The sequence below is a fragment of the Stieleria sedimenti genome (genome assembly GCF_025060895.1).
In the GTDB taxonomy this organism is placed as follows: Bacteria; Planctomycetota; Planctomycetia; order Pirellulales; family Pirellulaceae; genus Stieleria; species Stieleria sedimenti.
Window position 1 is genome coordinate 26,962 of record NZ_JANZKV010000072.1, and the last position, 22,836, is coordinate 49,797.

Consider the following 22,836-nt stretch of genomic DNA (forward strand, 5'->3'; position numbering starts at 1 on the left):
CGCTCCGCGATCACCTCAATCCGCAGGAGCCGTCCGTTGCGCTCGTTTTTCCGCGATTCATCGCGGCGTTGGCCCTTGTTTGTTCCCATGGGCCGAAGAGCTTTAGTACAACGTAGTGCGATTCTCAACGCTTGATTCCTCCAGATCATTTTGAAGGCACCCTCCCATGTCAGAAACGACCCAGGATTCCGCTGACGCGCGGGATGAACAACGGCCCGGCAACGATTCCGGCGGCGGCACCCGAAAAACGGTGCTCTACGTCTTGTTGGCGTTAATGGTTGTCGCGTTGGGGTACGACTATCTGGTGGCCCGACCGGCAGTCAACGCAGCCTACGATCAAGTCACCGAGGCCAGCATGGAAGCCAACCGCAAAGGCGCCGGGTTTTTGTCCAACACGGACGTTCGGGAGTTGCTGGGCCGGGAACCCGTGCAAACCTTCGAAGACGGCCGCTATCAGGTGGAAGTCTATCAGTGGCGTGGCGGGTTAGTCGTCAAGCCACACAAGCTGTACACGGTCTACATGCCAAACGGCGACGGTTGGATGTTCAATCGCCACGCGAAATTCGTGTACGAGGAATCGAGTGTCGTGAGCCCCGATCGTCCATTGGTGCCGGTGGATGATGACGAACCGCCGGCGTCGTATGACGAAGCGGAGATGTCAGGCGGCGGCGGAGGTCGGCCCAGCGCGGAGAGTGAAGACACCGCGGCGGAGCGTCCCGATGCTGAAGGATCGGAGGAGGCCTCGTCCCCGGATTCGGCTGAAAGCGATCCGCCGGCGCGCCCGGAATTGGAGAGCGAGTCAACGCAATCGAGCTCTGCCCACACTTGGCGATCCGTCGAAAGCCTTGGCGGCTCCCCGGGGCTCCGTGATCGTTTCAGCGCCCGGCAGGTTACAGCCTAAACCGATTTCCGCTCGGGCAAGGTTCAGCCGGTCTTTTCCGCGCGACGGTGAAGGCTGGCCAGGTGCGGGTCGGTCACGGCGCGATTGATTTCATCGAGCGAAGTCAGCCCACGCAGGACGTAACTGTGGGCGACTTCGGCTAGTCGCAACATCCCGTCATCGGTCGTGATCTCCTCCAGATCACTGGCGCTGGCCCGTTTGGCGATGGCTTCTTCGATCACGGTGTCCACCACCATGATCTCCGGCAAGGCGATCAGCTGGTCATAGCCGCCTTCGAAACAGAGGTGGCAACCGAACGGAACAAAGACCGACGCTTCGGCCCCCTGCATGCGACTGCGAATCCGCTCGGGGACATCGGTCGAATGCGAGCCTTCGGCCGGTTTGCGGCAGACCGGGCAGAGCCTGCGGACCAAACGTTGATTGATGACGCCCGACAGGGCGCTGGCCAGGAAGACATGGTCACTATCGTATTGCAGCATCATGTCGACCGCCTCGGCGGTGCTCGTCGAATGCACCGTTGCCAACACCAGCTGTCCGCTGGCACCGGCTCGGATCGCGGTTTCCGCCGTTTGGCGATCACGAATCTCGCCGATCATGATCACATCGGGGCTGTGCCGAAGCACGACCGTCAGGAGTTCGGCAAAACCGAGTCCGAGCCGCGCATTGGTTTGTGATTGCATCACGCCCGAGAGCGCGTGTTCGATGGGGTCTTCGATGGTGTGGATTTTTCGTGATCCGTCATTGAGCTCATTCATCATGGCGTAAAGCGTGCTGCTCTTGCCGCTCGCAACCGGACCGGTGACGAGAATCAATCCGCTTCGTTGTCCGATCAGATGTTCGATCGATTCCACGTCAACGGAATCCATGCCCAGTTGATCCAGCGGTCGGGCGCCACGCACGGGATCGAACAATCGAATCGCCACGTCTTGGCCGTACAGCGTGGGGATGCTGCTGAGCCGAAGATGTGCCTTGGATCCGTCCGGCGTGGTGATGTTGCCCCGGCCTTCGACCGGGCGGACGGATTCACCCGCATCGGCACCTGCCAAAACACGCAAATGTCCTTGCAGCCGATGGCCGTAGGCCCGCGCGAGTTTACGAATCGGTTCGATCCGGCCCAGTCGCCGGACGGAAATCAGCACGGCACCATCGACGTCCGAAACAAACAGATCACTGGCGTGTCGCTCCAGTGACCACTCGATCAGGTTGGCGGCGAAGAGTTCGGGTGGCGCAAGCTCTGTCTCACCCTCCAGGTTTTCAAGATCTTGGAAATCAATCGCTGAATCGTCGTTCACGTTGCGGGTCTTCCAGGAGAATCGGAGAAGTCGGTCATGAGTAGCGGTTGGATAATATGAACGATAACGGCGCGCAACGCAAAAAAGGGTCGCGTGCCCCGTTCCCAAGCCGGCTCGGGCGTGAAAAATAATGGCATGAATGCGCCACCCCCCAAGGAACTCCTCCGCCGATTCTATGGCTACGATGACTTTCGCCCCGGACAGGCAGAGATCATCGAACATGTTCTAGCGGGGGGGCACGCCATGGTCGTGATGCCGACCGGTATGGGCAAGTCGCTCTGTTACCAGATTCCGGCATTGTCAAGTGCCGACGACGACTGCTCGATCGTCTTGGTGCTGTCCCCCTTGATCGCGCTGATGCAGGATCAGGTCGATTCGCTGTTGCGACGAGGAATCGATGCCGGATTCATCAATTCATCGTTGGATCGCGAAACACGTCTGGCACGCTATGACGCCTTGGCCCAAGGGCAGTACAAGATTCTGTTTGTGACCCCCGAGCGATTCCGCAAGGACGACTTCTGCGAGGCGCTTTCACGACGAACGGTCCGTCTGTTGGCGATCGATGAAGCGCATTGTGTCAGCCAGTGGGGACACGATTTTCGCCCCGACTACACGCGGGTGGCCGAGATTCGTGCATCGATCGGCGATCCGACCACGCTCGCTTTGACCGCGACCGCGACGGCTGAGTGCCGCCGAGACATTTACCACCAGATCGGCATCGGTGCGTCGCAAGTCAAATTGTTTCACCAAGGCATCGATCGTCCGAACCTGCATTTGGATGTGGTCCCGGTCTATGACGAAGAAGAAAAATTGAATCAACTTCGCGACATCCTCCGCGATCCCGAGTACCGATCCGGCAGCGCCATCGTCTACTTTTCGTTGATCAAAACACTGGACCGTTTCAGCGATCACTTGCTGTCCGAAGGGATCGATCACGTCTGTTACCACGGCGATTTGCCACGCAATCAACGCCGTCGTGTCCAGGACGAGTTCATGTCCGGCGAAGCCGATCTGGTGTTGGCGACCAACGCGTTCGGCATGGGGATCGACAAGGAAGACATCCGCATGGTCGTGCATGCGGAAACCCCCGGTTCGATCGAGTCCTACTATCAAGAGATCGGGCGTGCCGGTCGCGACGGGGAACCGAGTCGGTGTGTGTGGTTGTATGCGCAAGAAGACTTGATGACCCAGATGCAATTCATCGAATGGTCCAATCCCGACGCCGCGTTCTACACGCGGTTGTATCAATTGATGGCCGAGCACGGCGAGCAGTGCAGGGCGTTTGGGCTGGAATGGATGAATGCCCAGTTGCAGCGTCGCAGCAAACACGACCACCGGATCGCGACGGCGATTTCGATCTTGGATCGCCACGGGGTGGTCGCCGGTCCGCAGCCGCCGCAGTGTTTTGAGGTGCGTGCCCCGCTACCGGCGCGATTCCAGGACGATGATCAATTGGCCGAGAAGAAACGCCGCGATCAACAGCGGTTGTACGCGATGGTTCAGTTCGCGGCCGAACAAGGCGATCGCAAGCAGTTCTTGAATCGTTATTTCGCCGATCCGGAAGCGTGAGGGCGATGTCCGCATGCGGCGTTAGCCAGTGGCGCGTGATGGTGGTGGTTTCAACACGCGCCGGTCGCTGACGCGTCCCGCTGGGATCAGCCGGTGCTTTCACGCCGCATCACGGTTTCGGCGACGATGTCCAGCCCTTCGAAGGAGAAGAATCCTGGGACGTAGCTGACCTCACTGATCGGGATCGTGATTCGGACTTTAATATCGTCTCCCGGTTCGGCTTCTTCCAGGAAGGACGGGGTGATGGTCACAACGGCACTGGTCAGATTCATGATCGCCAATTCTTCGTTGATCCGCGTCTGCACGTCTTCGATGGACGCGGTGGGCCGGATCCCGACGCGTGCCCCTTCGCGTGATGCTTGGACGACCGCTTCTTTGATCATGCTGATTCGTCCCATTTCGATCAGCCCGAACGTGAAGGTCAGCATGACGGGGACGATCAGGGCAAACTCGACAGTCGCGGCACCGCGACGAGTTTGCTTTTTGCGGAATCGACTTTTCACTGGATTGACTTGTTGGTTTAGTGTGTGCGTTGAAGGAGGACGTCAGGCGGTGACCTGCCCGACGTGAACGTTGGCAATCGTTGGGGCTGATGTTTCAATCAACCAGCATCACGGGTGTGAACAGAAACTCGCTTTCCTCGACCGTTCGGTCGCTGAAGATTGAGTATTTCGCAATCATTGGGCAGGGCTGAATCGTCAAATGCTTTTTGTTCATCGGCCCCGTCAACTTGACGCTCAACACGCGGATGCCCTCCCAGGCAACAATCGTGTACATGGCGTTGTTGCCATTTCCCTGCACCTGACGGAAAATCGGAATGATCCGGGGCTGGCCGACGATCTGCTGCAATTCAGCTTTGATTCCCGCACTAATGCCGGTATCGCCATTGAGCTCAATTTGATGATTCCCATCAAAGTTCAACTCCCGTCCAAGGTCGTCCATGTCCTGAGCTGAGATGCCGGTCAAGATCTGACGCCGGATATCGGTCGTGCTGTTGTTTGCACCACCGATGTCAACGGTTCCGCGGTTTCCCGGTGACCCCGTTCCGGTTGGGTAGAGCGAACACTCGTAATACCCATCGCTGCCGGATTGAATTTGCCCGTTTGAGTAGGAAATCACATCCTCTGTCTGTTTCGCTTTGACCAGCGCCCAGGTTTCTTCGTCTAGCGTGATCGGCAAGATGTCGAGCGTTTCACCTGCTTTTTTGGGCTTATGGAAACCCGAAATTGTTTTGAACAGTGCCGCCGTCGATGCTCCTTGCAGCGACTGGGTTGCCCGTCCGGTCACCGATCCGAAGAACAGCGGAATCGCTTGCTGATTCGCATCCGTCTGCCGGACGTTGACGCGCACCGCATTGAACTGAGACGGATCAGAGGTGTCGAGTGCACCTGGATTGTTCCTGTCGTAAAATCCGATTTCGATATCGGTTGACGCGTTGAGCGTCGGTGCTCGAGAACTGACGGCATTTTTTGCCGCGATGGACGAAGCCGAATCTGTGATGTCGCATTGGACCGTCGATGCACTTTTTCCTTCGACGACTCCGTCAAACAGTTCCCAACAGGCAGAGAGTGCGGCGGCATCCGCGGTTCGTTTGACTTCCGAACGGGAAACATTGATGTGTCCAAAGTCGATCGCAATCGCGGAGACCACTAACAGTCCGGCGACCAAGAACACGCTGAAGACGAGGGCAGAGCCTTTGCGGCGTTTCGTCGATCGGCGTTTGCAAGGAGGGAGGTTTGGACGAGTAACAGGTTTGTGAGCGCGGTCGCGCTGGAGTGAAATTTGAAACATGAGATGACCCTGAAAAAATGATGAGATCGACAATCCACGACGTTTCATGCGAGTCGTGGTGCTGCTACTGAACGACTTGATTGACGTGGATCGTCTGGGTGTGACCATCGGTGTAGATCAAACGGACGGTCTTGAGTCGAATCGAGGCGACCCGGTTTTTCCCGAATCCGATGTCCACGGACTCGAGGCTCTTTTCAGGCGTGTAGTGGTCCAAGGCGTGAATTTCCTGGTCATCCATTTGCACCAGGTATTCCGGGCCGCCAAAGTTGCCCCACTGCATACTGTGTCCATCTTTGACCGCGAACATCAATTGGCCGTTGAACACAGCCATCGCACTGGTCCATACGATCCGGTCGTTGTCGCAGTACAGCGTCTCCTGTATTTGACTTCGCTCTTCGTCAACGAGCGTCTCGTCACAGAAGGCCCCGACGTGAAAACCGCCGCTGGAGTAGCCGTCATCGGCGGCGTAGTTCATCTGCAGCTGGAAATAGCAATCAGAATGTTCCGCGTCGGGATAGAGAAAGAACGCGACCTGGGGCGAATTGATGTTGACGTCGGGTTCGTTGACCGTCAGTTCCCAATCCTCTTCGACCATGAAGAGAACGGGTTCGATCGCTGTCGCGATGCCGGGGAGCGACGCGAGCAAGCACAAGCCCCCTGCAATCAGTGTGGCGCGAGCGGCGCCGAGTCGAGTCGATGTGTGTGACATTTGGGGTTCCCTGAAGAGACGAGGCAGAAAAGTTGCCGCAGCCGAGTTTGGCAATCCCCTTCGGTGGTCTGGCGATCCGAACGCTTCGAGCGAAGCAGGTCGGACCCATGACTTTGCGTCCCACGCTCACACGTGGTTTGCCGTTTCGAGGGTTTTGAAAGGGGAACCGTTCGAGCTGATTTGGCATTCAAACGCTATGTCGATTCGCGCCCGGAGACTGGAGTTTCCCCACAAGTATGGTCGGCGAAGCGACGCTCCCCCCTGCAAGTCGCGACGGTCGTGGCGGTTGTCGTGCCGCGCTGAGGGAATGCCCTCATTTTTGCCGGCTGCAAACTGGGTATCCCACTAAGGGTGACCCAGGGTTTTGGTTCAACGCTGGTGACGTCCGGGCCGCGGATCGGCTGAAGGGAACGTCCAGCTCAGGAAAGACGCCAAACGCGACAATGACCCACGATCTCGCCGATTGAGTGTGATGCGGTCGCGCTACTGGATCAACCGTGTTCCGGGGCCACTGGCGGTGGCAGTGGCGGTCGCTCGAGTGGCGGGCGGCTGTTCGTAGAGATTGAACTCGGCCCACAAAGGAATGTGATCGCTGATCGCATTGGCCTGTTTTTCGGTAAGGCCCAGGTCGGCCTTCAAATCGATCACGCCGAGTCGCCCCGAGTATTCGGCAGTCACGCTGCTGTCGATCAGGATGTGATCGTTGGTCTTGGTTCGATTGATGTTGGTTTGAATGTCGGCCGCCAGCGAGAGCACGCCGGGGATCGATTTCAGCTGTCCCAGGTCCTTTTCGCTGACGTTGAGATCGCCCAGCAAGATGAAGTCGTCTTCGGAGTACTGTTGAAATTCATATTCGCGGACGCGTTGAAAGACGTCGGCCAGCACATTGATTTCGCTATCCCGATCCGCGGGATCGACGCGGTCGGGTTTGGTGTGGACGTTGATCATCGTGAATCGAAATGGCCGCTGGGTGCTCTCTTTGGGAACCACGGTTTCGAACGTTGCCACCATCGGTTCGCGGTACATGCGTTTGCCGGGATCCTGCACGACATAGGCGGAGCCGGGCACCAGATTGATCCGTGAGCGATCCCAGACAAAGGCGTACGATTCCAAGTAGGCTTCGCCGATCGGATCGCTCATCGTCGCGGCATAGGTCCCCCCGGATTCGTTCAACAGCCCGACCAGTCGTTGCAGGGCGATGCCGTCGGCGCCCTGCAGTTCTTGGATCGCCACGACGTCAAACGTGCTGACGATCTTGGCGATCGTTCCCAATACATCGACGCCGTCTTCGTTTTGTCGGATGCTGGATTTCTTGTCCGCGAAGTGTTCAATATTGAAGGTCGCGATGCGAATGCGGTCGGGCGGACGTTCGGTTCGGTCGCCCAGCGAAATGGTTTCGCCGCGAAAGGCCGTCTCGGAATCCGGCCCGAGTAATCCGTCAAGCGACGAAAAACTCAGCCCGCCGGTCAGCATCAGGTAGAGTGCGTAGAGCAATCCGAGCGTCGTCGCGCCCGGACCAAACCAGCGCAGCAGCGAACTTGTGCTACTGTAGGAGCTTTTTCTTCGACGTTTGGAAAAGATCCCCACCTCGGCCTCCTTGCCGAACGTTGCTGGGCCCAACCATGCTGGTTGGGGTTGACGTTGATCACCCTCTCGATGGTTTTAGGTGGCTATAGGTAAACTTGGGCGTCTGGGGCAATGGCAAAACGAAAACCGGGAGTGCGTGAGATGTCGCAATGGCAAGACGTGGAGCGGCGTCTGGCGCGGGTCCGTAAGTTCGCCGGATGGATGGATGACAAATTTGCATTGCCGGGAACCCGCGTCCGATTTGGGTTGGACACGTTGGTGGGACTTCTGCCGGGGGTGGGCGATGCGGCCACCGCGGTGGTCGGGCTCTGGTTGATCGGCGAGGCGTTTCGCATGAAGGCGTCCACGGGCGTGTTGATCCGCATGTGCGGCAACGTCTTGATCGACGCAACGCTCGGGGCCGTGCCGATCGCCGGTGACCTCTTTGATTGGTATTGGAAATCCAATCGTCGCAACGCCGTGCTGTTGGAAAAGCATCTCAACAAGCGAGTGGCCGGTCCCTGATGCAATCCCTCGAGACGTTGCCGCGGTTTACGATTCTGATTCACACGGTCGGCCAGGGTTTCGCCAGGCGGCAACCGTCTGCTGGGCGGGGCATTGCCGCAGGACCGGTGCATTGGGATTGGTTGTTCCAACCGCCGGGCGATCGATCAGGCGGTCCAGCGGACGATTCACGCGCTGATCACCTCAAAAAAACAACGCCAATTGCAGGGTTATGGACCTGGGCGACCGACCCCTTGCCCGAGTTGGACAAGCCGCCATCGGATCGGGTGGATCGGATCACTACGCCGGCGCTGCGGTTGGCCGATCATCGCGAGCGTTATTTGGATTTCGAAGGTGACATCGGGGCCGGCCGCGGATTGGTCCGGCAACTTGCCACGGGGCGATACGAATTGAAACGTCAGACGGCGGCCTGCTTCGAAGCTCGGTTGCGATGGACGCGTTCAACCACTGAAGGTTCAACCACGGGGATGCGTCAGGGTCGCGACGCCGACGCCTGGATGGTGATTCGCTTTTCGCAATCGGATGGAGATGCGGCGGAGCAGAATCAAACGTGGACAGCAACCCTGTTCTCCGAGCGGGACACTTAGCGACGCACGGAAAACAAGTGGGATAGGCTTCCAGCCTGTCGACGCCGGAATGACAGGCTGGAAGCGTATCCCAAATCGAACACCCCGACACGCAACGCTGTGACGCCTTTGATTCTCGTGTTGCACGGGTTTTTAGCGGCAGGCCGCGAGCCCAAGACCGCTGCAAAACGCTTCACCGCGTTGCCCGACACAATGCCGTCGCCCGCTCACAAACCGCGGGATGAAGGGGTGTCCGAGAGAGTCTCGGATTCCGGTTCGTCGTCCAGTTGTGCGAGCTTGTAGATCTCACCTTGGGGCGTGAACGTGGACGATTGCAAGTCACCGGTTTGTCCGGTGACGGTGAGGTATTGGTCGGCGAGTTCGATCGATTCGATGATCACGGAACCGTCCATGTGCCCCGGATACTGGTCGGGTACGTCGATCAGTGCGATCGATTCACCGTCCTGAGTGTCCCATTGCAAGTTCAGGTTGGTCTTTGATGCGATCAACTTGATTCGATCTTTGAACTGAGACAGTGGCAGCGGCAACGCACCGGCGCGGATTTGCTTGATCGAGACGGCCAGGCGGTTGGGTTGGTCGGTCAATTGGACACTTAGCTCGCAGGACAGAACGGCGTCGAGGCGATGGTCCTTGAATCGAGCGGCGGCCATCAACAGGCCGTCTTGAATCATCACGCGAGGCTCTTGCAACCCTTTGGCTTCCAGTGTGGGGAATCGCTTGGGAAGTTGATCGATCAGCCAGGCGTTGATTTGTTCGGCGGCAAACTGGGCCTGCCACAGCCCGGGTTGGGCGACATCGTCTTGCAGTTTCTGAACGTCCGATTCGAGCTGCTCGACCGACTCGGCGACGTCTTGCGGTGGCGGGGCGGCGATGGCACGCTCGTAAAATTCAGGCACTTTCTTGGTTTCACGGTGAGCCCAAAACGCTGTGGCACCGAGCGAGGCGACGAGTAATGCGCCGACCAACAGCAATCGTTTGATCAGTCGCATCCACATAAACAGTCTTCCTCTTTAGAATCGAATCGGCTTCGGTAACCAGTCACGCAGTCGATCGGCGACGCTTTCACGTTTCGGGTGGGGCTCCGCCATGGTATCGGCGCGGCCCGCGGTGGGGGTCGGAATCGATCCGGAATGATGGACGACGCCGGACGCCGGCGAAGAGTTTCCCGTCGCAGCATCCGATGGAGGGGTGCCCCGCTGATGGGATCGAGCCATCAAGTATCGCGACCACCCATTATTTAGCAGTCCGACAGCGGGTTTCAAGTTTCCGCGTTGAAGGCCTTGGATTGCCAGGAAGGCGTTGTCCTGCAATGCCGTTCGCTCGGCTCCGGTCGGGAACCGGTCGTGCAGATGGACGTCATCGATCCAAATTTTTCCTGGCGAGAGGCTGTCGATCGTCAATCGAACGGATTCCATTTCTTCGCGATGGATTCGTTCGGCTTCCAAGACGACATGCCGGGGTTGCCAATGTCCGTCGCAGGGGACATCGAATTCGGTTGAGATGCGAACGGGTTTCCCCAACCGATTCCCCTCCAGCGAAACGCGAACGCGGTGTCGAGGTGCCTCTTTGTGTGAAGCCGTCGTTGCACTGGTTTTCAAGATCGGTGACGCGTTGGGGTCAGCTTCGACGGTCTTTTTATTTGCACGGATGGCAAACGAGACGGCCAGCCGGCCCGAACGCGGCACCGGAATGGGTTCACTGACCAACCAGATGCGGCCCGCCGAGGCGGTGTCAGCGGTCATGCGGATCGAATGGGATCCCTCGATCGATTCGGTGGAGTCGAGCGTGACGGCGCCGGCGGGGAACTGCGTATGCATCCAGCCGACGATGCCGACTTGGCCTTCGATCTCGAAACCGCCATTGGTCAATTCGATGTAATCGTCGGGCAACGCCAGGGTGCCGATCTTACCGACGACTTCAGCGACATGTGCTTTGAGCCGCTTCAGCGTTTCCGCTCCGCCGACCATGTTGCCCTGCCAGGCGACCAGTTGAATCGGATCGGTTTCCCCGCGGACTTGCAGCCGAACGATGGACGTCGGAGCGACGGTCAGCAATCGTGTGTCGGCGACGCCGGTCGGTTGGACAATCGCGTTGGTGTCGTCTGCGCGGAGCAGGCTGCAGTCGGCGATCCGCCGGGTGGAGAACTGCAGTTTGACCTGACTGGTCCAAGGGGCCTTGTTGATCACGGTGAGCCGGATCGGTGACGGTTGATCGGGCGATGGGGCTTGGTCGGATGTTGGAGCGGGGGCCGTTTGGTTCACCAACACATGCACGTAATCCGAATCGACATCCGCTGACGAAGACACCGGTGTGGCATCGATTGGCGTTTGCCGGTAGTGGTGGATCGTTTCGCGAAAGGACCGCTCCAGTGCGAGCGGCAGTTCCCTGGCCGGAATCGAAACAACGTCGGTGGGGCTCTGGACACATGATTTCAGGAATCGCAGGGACGTTTTCATCGAGGTTTGCCCGTCGATCGCCCCCGTTTCCAAATGCAACAGTCGTCCCGGGTGTGCCGCTTCGTCCAAGTTCGGCCGGCCCGGCCGACGTGGGATGACCCGCACCGGCCCGGACGCGGACCAGGCAGCGACCGCCGCTTCAAAGTAGTCGCCGAGCCACAGCGGACCTGGAGCCGACTGCGCCTGCGCTGAGGCTGGCTGGTCTGCGGTTGCCTGTGCTGGAGGGGCTTGGCCGGCGGCCGAAATCCATCCTCGTGTATCGATCGCAACGGAGGCTTCATCGTAGCCAAACCAAGCGGCGTGGGTGGCCAGCCGCGAAGTCGCTTTCCACAAGTAGAACATCAGTGCGGTTGATTCAGCGTAATCACCACGCGCGACTTGGTTCGTGTAGTCCGTGTTCAGGTCGGTCAGCCAATTGGGCGAATCAACCCGCAGGGTGACGTGGCGTGGCGTCTTGTGTTCGTCCGAGGCGGATTCGCCGGAAACGGGTTCGTCCAGAAGCAGCGATTTGATGGAAATCGATTGGTCGCCGGATTCGTTGCTGATCCGGACGAACTCGTGGCCGTCGTGAGCGAAGTGCAAGATTTGATGTGTGACGACGGCGGCAAGACTGTCGGAGGCCACATCCATGGGGCGACCGACGGACAGCGTGACGGTACGCGTGACGGGTTGGAATTCTGGGGTGTTCGCGAATTCGATGCGCGCGGTTTTGGGGGCCGCGTCGAGGGTCGACTCGGCCAACGTGAGGGACAGTTGGTACGGTTGATGCGGCTTCAATTCGCCCAGGAATCCGACCATGGACTGGCCGGGGGCAAGTTCATGCGGCTGGTCCCGCGCGGCGTGACGCCGCGTTGACAGGGTCAGCGATTCGCTGACGCGTTTGACATTCGGGACCAATTTTGTCGCCCCGTTCGGCATCCAGGCCGGTCGCTGCCAATCGGACGGATCGATCGGCTCGATGCTGCCGATTCGCCGCCAGGTGATGGGTTCGACGTCGTCATCGGTCTTGTCTTGAAAAACCATCCAGGGCGTTTGCACCGAAGCGAGTTGATTAGGCGAACGTGTCAAACGCGACCAGATGCGGTCGGATTTTTCGCTCAGCCGGCAACGGATTTCGTAGACACCTGGTTGGTCGGGCGATGAAGCCGCGATCGCGATTTCCTCGCAGTCACCCGAGGGGCTGAGCCGAAGATCGGTCTGTTCGCGGCCGACCACCGCACCATCTTCGACACGGATCAGCTCGTAATGGAGTGTCAGCTCGCGATCGGCGTATTGCGGTAACGATCGGATCTTGACCGACAGTTGATGTTTGTCGTCGGCATCGACCAGCGGCCAAGCCGGGTTGGTCGAATGAAACTCAAACGGACGTGTCGCCAGATTCGACCACTGGCGGTCGGGCGGATCACTCGCCGGCACGTCACTCGGCGTCTTGGAATCAGCGGCCGCTCCCGTTGATGCCTCGATCGCAGTGTCCGTGAATGCCTCTGTCGGCGTTTGTGCGTGACTCTCCGCCACCAGCACCGTCCAAACGACCACCAGCGTGACGCTCGCCCCGAAGACGAACGCGGCAGAGCGGTGCGCGTTGAGGAATGCGGGAGGACATCCGTGTCCGATCATGACAGGTGAAAGTCGCGAGAGTGGAGGAGCAAGACTGGTCGGAGACTAGCTCGCAACGGCCTTGCTCGGCAAGACGAATCGGTCACGAATCCACTCCCCGGCCGCGTCGAGCGTTTCCTGGGCGTCGCGAATCCGATACCCCAACTCGGTCTCGGCGCGGCGGCTGGAATACCAATGGTATTGGCTGCTCATCCTCACCCCGGCGCTGTTGAAGTCGGGTTCCTGGCCGGTCACGCGCCCCCAGGCGTCGCCGACCAGCCCGGCCAGGTACTCGATGCCGGGACCGGCCGATCGGATCGGGGGGCGTTTCCCCATGCGTTTGGCCATTTCGGTCCAAAGTTTTTCATAGGTCCAATTGTGCCCGGCGAGAATGAATTCACGTCCGTTGGGGCAATCGCCATCGAGTGCCGCGATCACCCCGGCGGCGACATCGCGGGAGTCACACAAGCTGCAGCCACCCGAGGGAGCGATCGGCTTCCAGCCCGATCCGACTTCTAGCATCATCCGCCCGCTGCTGGGTTTCCAGTCCCATGGCCCCAGCATGAATCCCGGATGCAGGATCACGGTTTTCAGTCCATCCGGGATCGCCTGACGAATCACTTCGACCGACGCGCGTTTACTTTGGACATAGGCACATGGGACCTGTCCTCCGGCGTGTTCCAAGGGCGTCGTTTCGTCGGCGATTGTGCGGGGGGATCCGAGGGCGATCGCGTTGACGGTTCCGATGGCCGCGAGTTTCTTGGCGTGGCGGACACAGGATTCGACGATACGGCGGGTGCCGTCTCGATTGACCTGCATCGATTGCTCGATCTTGTGCCAGCCCAAATGAATCATCGCAGCGGCGTGGACGACCGCGTCGCACTCGGCGATGGCTTGATCGACCGGGTCGTCCAGCGGGTCGGCACTGCATTCGCCAGATTCGCCAGCGGGTTCGCCAACGGCTTCCCCGTCGGATCGGCCGTCGGATTGGCCCGGCGGCGGCACCAGCGAACTGTGGACCAGTTCGACGTCCAAGCCGGCAAAGACTTCGGCGTCCGGTTCGCTGCGGACCAACGCCAGGACGGAATCGCCGCGCTCGTTGAGTTGGCGGATCACGGTGTTTCCCAGTAGTCCGGTCCCTCCGGTGACGAAGACTCGCATGGTGTGATTGGGTAGCTGGGGTTTGCGGTTGAAAGCGTCGGTAAGGTGGCCGCCGCGGCGGCCACTTTCGGCCACCGTCGGCGACGGGAGGATATTCCGGGTTCTGGGGCGGCCAGAGAAATGTTTTTTAATGTGAATTTAGGTTCCCTTAAAGGCCCCTGGGATTTGCCCGCAACGCTAAAAATCGGCAAAAACGGGGTGAGAGGGGCTAAATCGAGCGAAACCTCCCGAAGCAGGTGAATTGACAACTGACCTGTGTTTTGACCACCCTGTCGATCACCAATTTGGAGCAGATCGATCGCGAGACCCCTTGGTGTCTCGGTGCAGCGATGGATGTGACTTCCCTGGTGTCGTTTCTGGGGCAACCAGTTGCGACAGATTCGAGTTTCGAATCGACGCTGGGTCTGCTCTTCCGAATCTGATGAGAGAACTGCATGTCGCAAGACAAGCTTGAGTTAATACGCAACGCCGGACCGAGTGTCTTGCCGAGTCTACTGCTGTGCGACTTCGGCGATCTCAAAACCGAACTGGCGCGACTGGAAGATGCCGGGACGCAGGTGTTACACCTGGACGTGATGGACGGCCATTTCGTCCCGAATTTGACGTACGGCATGCCGATCGTCGAAGGCATTCGTCGACACAGCGATCTTCCGATGGACGTCCATCTGATGATCAGCGATCCGCTGCGGTATGCCCAGCCGATGGTCGACGCCGGCGCGGACCTGCTGACGTTTCATGTCGAAGCGGTCGAGGATGCGGGCGAGGTGGCCCGCGAAATTCGCTCGATGGGAGCGGCCGTGGGGGTGGCATTGAACCCCGACACCGATCTGTCGGCGCTGGACCGATGCCTGGACGAGGTCGACATGGTCTTGGTCATGAGCGTCAACGCGGGGTTTGGCGGACAAGCGTTCAATCCCGTCGCCCTGGCCAAACTGGCCGCGTTGAAACAGTCCCATCCGGATCTGTTGCTTGAAATCGACGGTGGCATCAACTTAAGGACGATCGGGGCGGCCCGAGCGGCCGGTTGCGATTTGTTCGTCGTCGGATCGGCGATCTTCAAGCAAGACGACTACGCCGCTGCGATCGCGGCGCTCGATGCCGAAATCGCGGGAGGGGTCTCATGATTCGTTCCGCAATGTTGACCCGGGTGTTGTTGATTCGCCCCGGCGCGACCGATTTCGATGACCAGGGCCGCATGAAGGGTTGCCTGGACATGCCGTTGAGCAGTCGCGGCGCCGAACAGGCTGCGACGCTGGCCAAGGAACTCGCCAGCGTGAGCGTGAAGACGATTTATTCGTCTCCCTGTGAATCGGCACGTGAGACCGCCAAACGGCTGGCAGACGAACAGCGGGCGGCCGGGCGTGAAGTCAAAGTCAAAATCATCGATGCCTTCAGGAACCTCGATCACGGCCTGTGGCACGGAAAGCTGATCGATGAAGTACGCCGCAACCATCCCAAGGTCTATCGCCAAGGGGTCGAGCGGCCGGATGAGTTTTGTCCGCCCGGCGGTGAACCCGTCGCCGGGGCCAAGGCACGTGTCGACAAGGCCCTGCGAAAGTGCCTGAAAAAAGGACGCGACCACGTCGTCGCCATGGTGATCCCCGAACCGTTGGCGTCGGTCGTTCAGTCTCGGCTCAGCGGAGAAGACCTGGCCAGCGTCTGGAAGAGCGAAACCGACTCGGCATCCTGGTCGATGATCGAAACCGAAATGTAGGGCATGCTGTGCATGCCAGGAGTCGTAGCCGTAGGGCATGCTGTGCATGCCAGATGTCGTAGCCGTAGGGCATGCTGTGCATGCCAGATGTCGTAGCCGTAGGTCATGCTGTGCATGCCAGATGTCGTAAGCCGTAGGTCATGCTGTGCATGCCAGATGTCACGCACAGCGTGACCTACCTATTGGGCCGGCGACTCAGATTCCTCCGCCTCGCCGTCACCTTCACCCTCGGTCGTTTCGTCCTTCGGAGTTTCGTCCTTCTCCTCCGCGGCCTTCATTTCCTTGGCGGCTTCGGCCTCTCGGCGTCGCTCCTCTTCCTCAAGCTCTTTCTGCCGTTTGGCCGCCAGTTCCTCTTGTTCCTTGCGGAACCGCTCGTAGCTTTCCGGACTGGTTCGCCCCAAACCCTGCTCCATCATCTCGGCGAACCCGCTGAGGGGGAAATCTTCGGAGAGTTCTTCGGAGTCGATCATGATCATGTAGCGGCGGATCGACGCGTACAGGTCTTCGGCCGAGTCATCGATGGTCAACACCGGATAGTCTTCAAAGATCTCGTACCAGATTTGGAAGGCTTCCAGGTACAGCTTGATCGCCAAGTCGACTTCGGCTTCTCGGTTGGCCTTTTCGGCGTCATAAATCAGCTTTCGGGCTTTCACCGTTCGGTCTTCCTGTTCGGCCATGGAAAGGCTTTCCCAGTAGACGTAATTGATCTGTTTCCGCAGGCCATCGGTTTTCTGGATCCGTTGGTCCAGATCGTCGATTTCATCCAGGATCTGCAGGGCGGGCAATTGTTTTTCGGTCGGCAGACGCTGTGCGACGTCTTGGAAATTCGGTTCGATCGCGGCCAGGATATTGGGCATCGCTTCCTTTCCGGCCTCGGTGCGCTGGTCCGGGTCCTTTTCGTAAACGTTGCGCATGTCGATCGGCAGCTGATCGACCTTTTCTTGCCTCATGTCCAAATAGACTTGTCCGGCGAGTTTGCGGAACTTTTCTGCCAGTTCGCCGCGTTCGTTCAGCAGGTCCGACAGCGACCCCAGTTTGACGGTGAATCGGGCCAGGGTTGGGATGCTCCGTTTGCCGAATCGATCCCAGTTTTCCGACGCCTTGGTCCAGGCGCTGATGGCGCGTTGATCCAGCACGCCTTCGTTTTCGATGGCTTCGGCGTGTTTGATCGACCACTTCGGACCGGTTTCATAGAAATTGATCGGGGTTTGACGACGGATCTCGACGCCGGCGTCGACGACGTCGTAGCCGTGATTGAGCCACAACCGACCGACCAACCAATTGTCTGGTTTCTGGAAAGGCCCGAGCGCTTCGCTGCTGTCCACGGCGATGCCTTCATTGGCCAGCGAATCGTGCAGCACGGTGTCGTCGGCAAACAGACGTCGGAATTGACGCTTCTCGTCCGACATGCCAATTTTCTGGCCATAGAACCATCCGGTGTACCAGATCAGCCGCGGGGCTTTGCGGTTTTGCCGCACGCCACGGGTCAGAAACTCGGTGCCTTCGCGGACCATCTCGTACCGCTGGCGGTAGTCGTCGAACTCGACCGAAACGTTGTAGGCCAGGTTGTGAGCCTGGTGTTCCCAGACCTTGTCGTAGTGTGGTTGCAACAGGGCGATGTTGTTCAGGGCTGCCTTGAGGCGATCCCATTCGTGCAGCACCCGATACTTGTGCGCCTTTTCCCACAACAACGTCGCGGCGACGCCACGCAGGCCGAGCGACGCGAGTTTCATCGTTTCGCTGGCCGGGCTGATTTCACCGAGGTCGCTTTCGGCGATCCCGAATTCCTGCCGCATCGTGGCCAGTTGGCCGCCCGAATCGGGGGTCCCATCGGAGGGCTGGCCCAACAGATAAAGCGGGACCAAGGTCGCCACAAGAATCACCAGGTAAATGATTTTGCGACGAAACGCAGTCGACTGATTCATGCCGCGATCTCACGAGCTTTCAAAAAGAAGTAACTGATCAAAAATGCCAACAGGCAATAGCCGAGTGTCGCGACGCTGTGACGCGCCAACACGGCGTTGAAAATATCGATTCCGCTGGCGGCGTATTCGGCCGTCGAAACCATCCGCGGCAGGTTCGGCAATGCCGTCGCCACGGCGTCCATGGTGTAGACGATCACCGCATCGGCCGACTTGATCAAGGTGTTGGCAACCCCTTCGACGTCCAGTTGGGTGGTCATCGCGTCTTGTTTGACCAGACGCACGAGCGACTCGATCGGGCCGCCGCCGCGTTCGATGTTCGAATCGATAAAGTGACGGGTGTCATAGATGCTCTCGGCGGAAAATCCGAGCAGCACGCAGACGGCGGTGGCCACCATCGCGACCGGTCCGCTCAAGAATGTGCTGAACATCACGCCGAACGCAATGATCATCGTCATCTGCAACCAGATCGAACCGTACGCCTTGGTCAGATTCCATCCGAAGCTGGATTCCGCCGGGCGCAGATACAGTCCGCTCTTGGTGACCCCGAGGTACTGGCTGCTGTCCAAGCATTTCAGCAGGATCTGCATGCGGCCGTCTTCGGTCACGACGTCGTCAAACACGTTTCGCGTTTCCACTTCGCCGGTTTCCTTGTTCAGCCATTCGAACGTCAGCGGCAGCTCACGCTCGTCGATCTGATACTCCTCCACGGTGAACTGTTTGGGAGTCAATGAAAAACCGGTGTCGGGATTCTTGAAAGTCAGCGATCCGCGAATACCCGACTCGATGTCTCCCTTGAACGACCGGTAGGCCCGGATCGACAGGTCGAACGGAATTTTGTCGGGGAAGCGTTGCCGCGTCACGTTGTCGAACGTGAATTCGGCCATCCCCAGCGTTCCGCCTTCGACATAGGAGTGTTCCAGTTTGCGGTTTCCCTTGGCGACGCCGATCAGCCGCGAGATGCCGGCCGAGCCGTAGCCGCCGGCGAGCCGTTCGGCCCCGACGTCGATTCCGGATTCTTTGGGATCACCGTTGCGGTCATAGAATTGGATCTCCCCATAAGACGGAATGCGTGCCCGCAACTGACCGGTCGGCGGGCCGATGGTGAACGACCCGTCGTCGTTGCGGGTGACGACGTGGCGGTGTCCACGGACGAAATTGGTCAGCCCCTGCGTTTCGCCGGCCTCGATGGTGAAGGTGTGCTCGTGTTTTCGGACGCGGTCGGTTTTTCCGACGATCCGGCCGTCGATTTCATTCGCCTCGACGACACCGTAGTGGGTGTGATCGAGCCCGCGGTCGACGAAGATATAGCTGGCCAAGCCCATCGGGATCAGCATCACGGTTCCGACGGCGACAAACCCCAGCATCCGTCCGAGCACGATCTCGGTCGCGCGAACGGGTTTGGTCACGATCGTGTAGATCGTCCGGTTCTCGATGTCTTGCGGCAGCGAAAACGCGCTGATGAACAACGCCAGGGCCAACACCAGGTAGTTGGTCGCGGTGAGCACAAAACTGATATACAGTCGTGCCGGGTCATCGCTTTCGGGGTTCAGGAACCAGCCGGCCAGCAGCAGGATGACCACGAACAAACCGACGACGAACAACACGCGGCGACGGATGGCTTCCTTGAATGCCAGTCTTGCCAACGCCACGATCCGGCTGGGGCTGGTCCCCGGCAGATCGGTGCGGAGCAGGTCGCGGATCGCACGGGCGACCGCATAGAAGCCTTCACCCGGGCCGTAGCGTGCGGCGGAGATGACGTAGCCGACCAGCAACCCCAGCACGATCGCCAGGACGATCAGCACGACGCCTTGCAGGAAGGCGCTTTCGAGAAACGCTCCGGGCCGGAACAGCCATTCGGAAAAGGTCCAGAAATCGTCTGGTTGCAAGTTCATGAGTTGTCACTCCCCGCTTGCGATCCCTCTGCGGCGGAGGCGTCGGCAGCCGGCTCGTCGCTGGCGGTGGCCGAAACGCGACGTGCGCCGGGGCGGGCTTCGCTTTCGCGGACGATGTTGAGGAACAGGTCCTCCATCGTCGCGGTCGGGTTGTCCATCGATTTCAGGTCCGCGCCGTGCCGCGCGATCACCTCGCGGATTTCGTTCTTGGCCTCTTCGCTGAGCCCACTGGCGTGGACTTCGGTCACGTCTTGGACCTTCAGCAGGTCGGTCACGCGTCCGAGTTCTTTCAGTTCGCCCTGGTGCAAGATGGCGACACGATCACAGACGTCTTGCACGTCACCGAGTTGGTGGCTGCACAACAGGATGGTTTTTCCCTGATCGCGAAGGGCCAAGATCAGGTCCTTCATCTCGCGGATCCCGATCGGGTCCAAACCGGTGGTGGGCTCGTCCAATAGGATCAGGTCGGGGTCGTTGATCAGCGCCTGGGCCAAACCGACGCGGCGCCGCATCCCTTTACTGTATTCGCGCAGTTGGCGGTGGCGGGCGCCTTGCAGCCCGACCAGCGTCAGCAGTTCCTCGACACGTTGTTTGCGTTGTCGCCCGGACATGTCGAACAGGCGTCCGTAAAAGTCCAGGGTCTCTTCGGCATTGAGGAACTGATACAGATACGATTCTTCGGGCAGGTAGCCGATCTGCTCGTTCTTTTTGGTTTCGGTGGCGTCCTTGTCAAACACCAGGACACGTCCGCTGGTGGGGAACAGCAAGCCCAAGATCAATTTGATCGTGGTCGACTTACCCGAGCCGTTGGGGCCGAGCAGGCCGAAGATCTCGCCCTTGCGGACTTCGATGTCCAAGGATTTCAACGCGTGGACTTTCTTTCGGCCCCAGAAATCCTTGTAAATCTTGCTCAAGTTGCGGGTTTCGATGACGACATCGCTGCCCGTCGCGCTGGCACGGGCGGCGACCGGGGCGGCGCCGGCGGGGGTGTTTTCGTCGGCGGAGTCCGCGACGGCGGTTGAATCGGTATCCACGAACAAAGGCTTCCGTAGAAAAGGGCAAAAAGGGTGGGCTGATAAGGCAGAAACAGTCGGGCCTGTCTGAAAATCCAGCCGGAATATTGAGGGTTGTTTACGCTACGCGAGATCGCTACCGGCGGTTCGGACTTTTTCCGCCAGACTCTTTTTATAAGTCTTCGCCGCGATGCGTCGTTGCCAAGGCGGTACCGGCCTTGGCACAATACCGCGGCCCTCGCGGGCGATCGAGAGGCGGCTCGGCAAACGGCCTGTCGATGGAGTCGATCGTCCGAATTCAACGCGGTCTCGTTCACCCGACGCGTCCGCGTGGGGCGCGGCGCAGCCCTTGCCGACGCACGCGGGCTTCAACCGACAGGCCGCAAACGCCCGCACCAAAACGCTAAATTCCCCTTGCTCCAGACCACTTCGTGCTTGATCCGCGCAACGTCGAACCGCCAAGTCGCCGATCGGACTACCAGCAGGCCGTCGCGTACCTCTACGAGCGGATCGATTACGAACGAACCGCCGGCAGCCGGGATGACCATCGTTTTCGGCTCGAACGCACCGAAGAATTGTTTCAGCGGCTCGGACTCGGCGGCTACCTCCATCGCCGCCCCCGCGGCGGCGGCAACCACAAGGATCGCCAGGCGGCCGACCGGCAACTCGATCGCGGCCCCAAAGTTCCCCTGATTCATTTGGCCGGCACGAAGGGCAAGGGCTCCACCGCGACGATGGTCAGCCAAATTCTTACTGCCGCGGGCTATCGCGTCGGCTTGTACACCTCGCCGCACCTGACCGATCTGGAAGAACGCTTTCGGATCGATGGCGTGCCTTGCAGCCACCAGGACCTGATCGAATTGGTCGAACAGGTCGCCCCCGTGGTCGATCCGCTCGATGCGTCGGGCAACCCGGTGTCCTTTTTCGAATTGACCACGGCGATGGCGGTGCTGCACTTCGACCGCAACGACTGCGACGTGCTCGTCTTAGAGGTCGGCCTGGGCGGCCGTCTCGATAGCACCAATGTGTGTGCCAGCACCGTTGCGGCGATCACTTCGATCGGCCTGGACCACCAACGCGTCCTGGGAGACTCGATCGGGGAAATTGCGGCCGAGAAAGCAGGGATCATCAAAGGCGGCGTGCCGGTCGTCTCGGGGGCGGTCCAACCGGAGGCGCAGGCGGCGATCCGTCGGGCGGCCCGACGCGGCGGAAGCGTCCTGTTTGAAAAGGGACTGGCCTTTGACGTTCGGATCGGTCCGCAATTGGCCGTCGGCAGTGAATTCATCTATCACGCCTCCGCCCCCGAACTGGCCTCGCGGGATCAAGCCGCGGGGGAATCGATCAATGGATTGCCTCTGTTCCTCGCGCTCGATGGGGCACACCAGGTTCACAACGCGGCGATCGCCATCTCGATCATCCGGCTGTTGAACAGCCCGCACGTCGGCCAGGGCCCGCACGTCGGCCAGGGCCCGCACGTCGGCCAGGGATTGTCCGTCAGCGACCAACAGATCGCCGCGGGGCTGCAAAGGGTTCGCTGCATCGGCCGATTGGAACGGTTTTGGTTGCGGCCGCAATCGCCGCTCGATACCGCCCCCGTCCAAGTGGTGCTGGACACCGCACACAATCACGATTCGATTTTGGCGTTGTGCGAAACGATCAGTCGCCGCGTGATCGAGTCGCCCCTTGATCGCAGCGATTTGAACCCGACGGGGCGGTACAGCCGCCCCCTCGTCGTGATCTTCGCGACCAGTCGGGACAAGGATATCTCGTTGATGGCGGCGGAACTCGGCAAGATTGCCGACGAAATCATCTGCACCCGCTACACGACCAATCCACGCTCGGTGTCGGCCGATCAGTTGCTCGACGCGTTCGCCCCGCCCGCCGACACGCCGGCAAGCGGACGGGATCGAACCGTCAGGATTCGCTGCGTCGGGGATCCACAGCAGGCGCTCGACGAGGGCATCGCGGCGGCGGGCGGCGCGGCGGCGGGCGCGGCGGCGGAGGGCGGCGGAACGTTGATCATCTGCGGGTCGTTTTTTCTGGCCGGTGAACTGCGCCCGCGGCTGATATCGCTGTCCAATCTGCGGCGCAGCGACAACCGCTGCGCGGCGGCGGATCCCACCGACCAGGCGTCGTGAG

Annotated in this window: 18 protein-coding genes and 1 riboswitch; of the genes, 7 read left to right on the plus strand and 11 right to left on the minus strand. The window is 59.8% G+C overall.

The annotated features are described in order from the left end of the window. The first annotated feature begins 166 nt into the window (after nt 1-166). A complete protein-coding gene (locus tag NZK35_RS11200) occupies nt 167-901 on the plus strand; it encodes a hypothetical protein (protein ID WP_259632617.1) in 735 nt (244 codons plus the stop codon). Nucleotides 902-924: 23 nt separating this feature from the next. Here NZK35_RS11200 and NZK35_RS11205 read toward each other — a convergent pair whose 3' ends face one another. After that, the gene (locus NZK35_RS11205) at nt 925-2,193 is read right to left on the minus strand and encodes a GspE/PulE family protein (protein ID WP_259632618.1); all 1,269 of its coding nucleotides are present in this window, start codon (nt 2,191-2,193) and stop codon (nt 925-927) included. Between the two features lie 135 nt (nt 2,194-2,328). Between NZK35_RS11205 and NZK35_RS11210 the strand changes: the two genes are divergently transcribed. Next, on the plus strand, nt 2,329-3,762 hold the full coding sequence (locus tag NZK35_RS11210) for a RecQ family ATP-dependent DNA helicase (RefSeq protein WP_259632619.1): 1,434 nt from the start codon (nt 2,329-2,331) through the stop codon (nt 3,760-3,762). Between the two features lie 86 nt (nt 3,763-3,848). On the opposite strand, the gene NZK35_RS11215 is transcribed toward NZK35_RS11210, so the two are convergent. The 4 genes from NZK35_RS11215 to NZK35_RS11230 all read right to left on the minus strand — a co-directional run bounded on the left by NZK35_RS11215 (nt 3,849) and on the right by NZK35_RS11230 (nt 7,849). Continuing rightward, the gene (locus NZK35_RS11215; protein ID WP_259632620.1) at nt 3,849-4,265 is read right to left on the minus strand and encodes a TadE/TadG family type IV pilus assembly protein; all 417 of its coding nucleotides are present in this window, start codon (nt 4,263-4,265) and stop codon (nt 3,849-3,851) included. Between the two features lie 94 nt (nt 4,266-4,359). Continuing rightward, the gene (locus NZK35_RS11220) at nt 4,360-5,661 is read right to left on the minus strand and encodes a pilus assembly protein TadG-related protein (protein WP_323379633.1); all 1,302 of its coding nucleotides are present in this window, start codon (nt 5,659-5,661) and stop codon (nt 4,360-4,362) included. Next, a complete protein-coding gene (locus NZK35_RS11225; protein WP_259632622.1) occupies nt 5,618-6,262 on the minus strand; it encodes a hypothetical protein in 645 nt (214 codons plus the stop codon). Before NZK35_RS11225 ends, NZK35_RS11220 begins: the two co-directional genes overlap by 44 nt. 59 nt (nt 6,263-6,321) lie before the next feature. Next, nucleotides 6,322-6,414: riboswitch (cyclic di-GMP riboswitch) on the minus strand. A gap of 331 nt (nt 6,415-6,745) precedes the next feature. Beyond that, on the minus strand, nt 6,746-7,849 hold the full coding sequence (locus tag NZK35_RS11230) for an endonuclease/exonuclease/phosphatase family protein (protein ID WP_259632623.1): 1,104 nt from the start codon (nt 7,847-7,849) through the stop codon (nt 6,746-6,748). A gap of 111 nt (nt 7,850-7,960) precedes the next feature. Between NZK35_RS11230 and NZK35_RS11235 the strand changes: the two genes are divergently transcribed. Beyond that, on the plus strand, nt 7,961-8,353 hold the full coding sequence (locus tag NZK35_RS11235; RefSeq protein ID WP_259632624.1) for a DUF4112 domain-containing protein: 393 nt from the start codon (nt 7,961-7,963) through the stop codon (nt 8,351-8,353). Further along, the gene (locus NZK35_RS11240; RefSeq protein ID WP_259632625.1) at nt 8,353-8,940 is read left to right on the plus strand and encodes a hypothetical protein; all 588 of its coding nucleotides are present in this window, start codon (nt 8,353-8,355) and stop codon (nt 8,938-8,940) included. The genes NZK35_RS11235 and NZK35_RS11240 overlap by 1 nt, the downstream gene beginning before the upstream one ends. A gap of 206 nt (nt 8,941-9,146) precedes the next feature. Here the strand turns inward: NZK35_RS11240 and NZK35_RS11245 are convergent, their stop codons facing one another. From NZK35_RS11245 to NZK35_RS11255, 3 genes are read right to left on the minus strand one after another with little or no spacing between them, the layout of a single operon-like run. Next, a complete protein-coding gene (locus NZK35_RS11245; RefSeq protein WP_259632626.1) occupies nt 9,147-9,935 on the minus strand; it encodes a hypothetical protein in 789 nt (262 codons plus the stop codon). A gap of 15 nt (nt 9,936-9,950) precedes the next feature. Further along, nucleotides 9,951-13,013: a hypothetical protein gene (locus tag NZK35_RS11250; RefSeq protein ID WP_259632627.1), complete on the minus strand. Its 3,063-nt coding sequence runs from the start codon at nt 13,011-13,013 to the stop codon at nt 9,951-9,953. Nucleotides 13,014-13,058: 45 nt separating this feature from the next. After that, nucleotides 13,059-14,153: an NAD-dependent epimerase/dehydratase family protein gene (locus NZK35_RS11255; RefSeq protein WP_259632628.1), complete on the minus strand. Its 1,095-nt coding sequence runs from the start codon at nt 14,151-14,153 to the stop codon at nt 13,059-13,061. Nucleotides 14,154-14,587: 434 nt separating this feature from the next. On the opposite strand from NZK35_RS11255, the gene rpe reads away from it, so the two are divergent. Beyond that, nucleotides 14,588-15,277, plus strand: a complete 690-nt coding sequence (gene rpe / locus NZK35_RS11260) for a ribulose-phosphate 3-epimerase (protein WP_259632629.1) — start codon at nt 14,588-14,590, stop codon at nt 15,275-15,277. Next, nucleotides 15,274-15,867 carry a histidine phosphatase family protein gene (locus NZK35_RS11265; protein WP_259632630.1) on the plus strand — a complete coding sequence of 198 codons (594 nt, stop codon included), beginning with the start codon at nt 15,274-15,276 and terminating at the stop codon, nt 15,865-15,867. The genes rpe and NZK35_RS11265 overlap by 4 nt, the downstream gene beginning before the upstream one ends. Before the next feature lie 179 nt (nt 15,868-16,046). Here the strand turns inward: NZK35_RS11265 and NZK35_RS11270 are convergent, their stop codons facing one another. Genes NZK35_RS11270 through NZK35_RS11280 form a run of 3 tightly spaced genes read right to left on the minus strand, consistent with a single transcriptional unit; the run spans nt 16,047 to nt 20,718 of the window. Continuing rightward, complete coding sequence (locus tag NZK35_RS11270) at nt 16,047-17,792, minus strand: IRE (iron responsive element) (RefSeq protein WP_259632631.1); 1,746 nt, start codon at nt 17,790-17,792, stop codon at nt 16,047-16,049. After that, a complete protein-coding gene (locus tag NZK35_RS11275) occupies nt 17,789-19,684 on the minus strand; it encodes an ABC transporter permease (protein WP_259632632.1) in 1,896 nt (631 codons plus the stop codon). Before NZK35_RS11275 ends, NZK35_RS11270 begins: the two co-directional genes overlap by 4 nt. Beyond that, a complete protein-coding gene (locus tag NZK35_RS11280; RefSeq protein ID WP_259632633.1) occupies nt 19,681-20,718 on the minus strand; it encodes an ABC transporter ATP-binding protein in 1,038 nt (345 codons plus the stop codon). Before NZK35_RS11280 ends, NZK35_RS11275 begins: the two co-directional genes overlap by 4 nt. A gap of 410 nt (nt 20,719-21,128) precedes the next feature. On the opposite strand from NZK35_RS11280, the gene NZK35_RS11285 reads away from it, so the two are divergent. After that, nucleotides 21,129-22,835, plus strand: a complete 1,707-nt coding sequence (locus NZK35_RS11285) for a bifunctional folylpolyglutamate synthase/dihydrofolate synthase (RefSeq protein WP_259632634.1) — start codon at nt 21,129-21,131, stop codon at nt 22,833-22,835. The last annotated feature ends 1 nt before the right edge of the window (nt 22,836 follow it).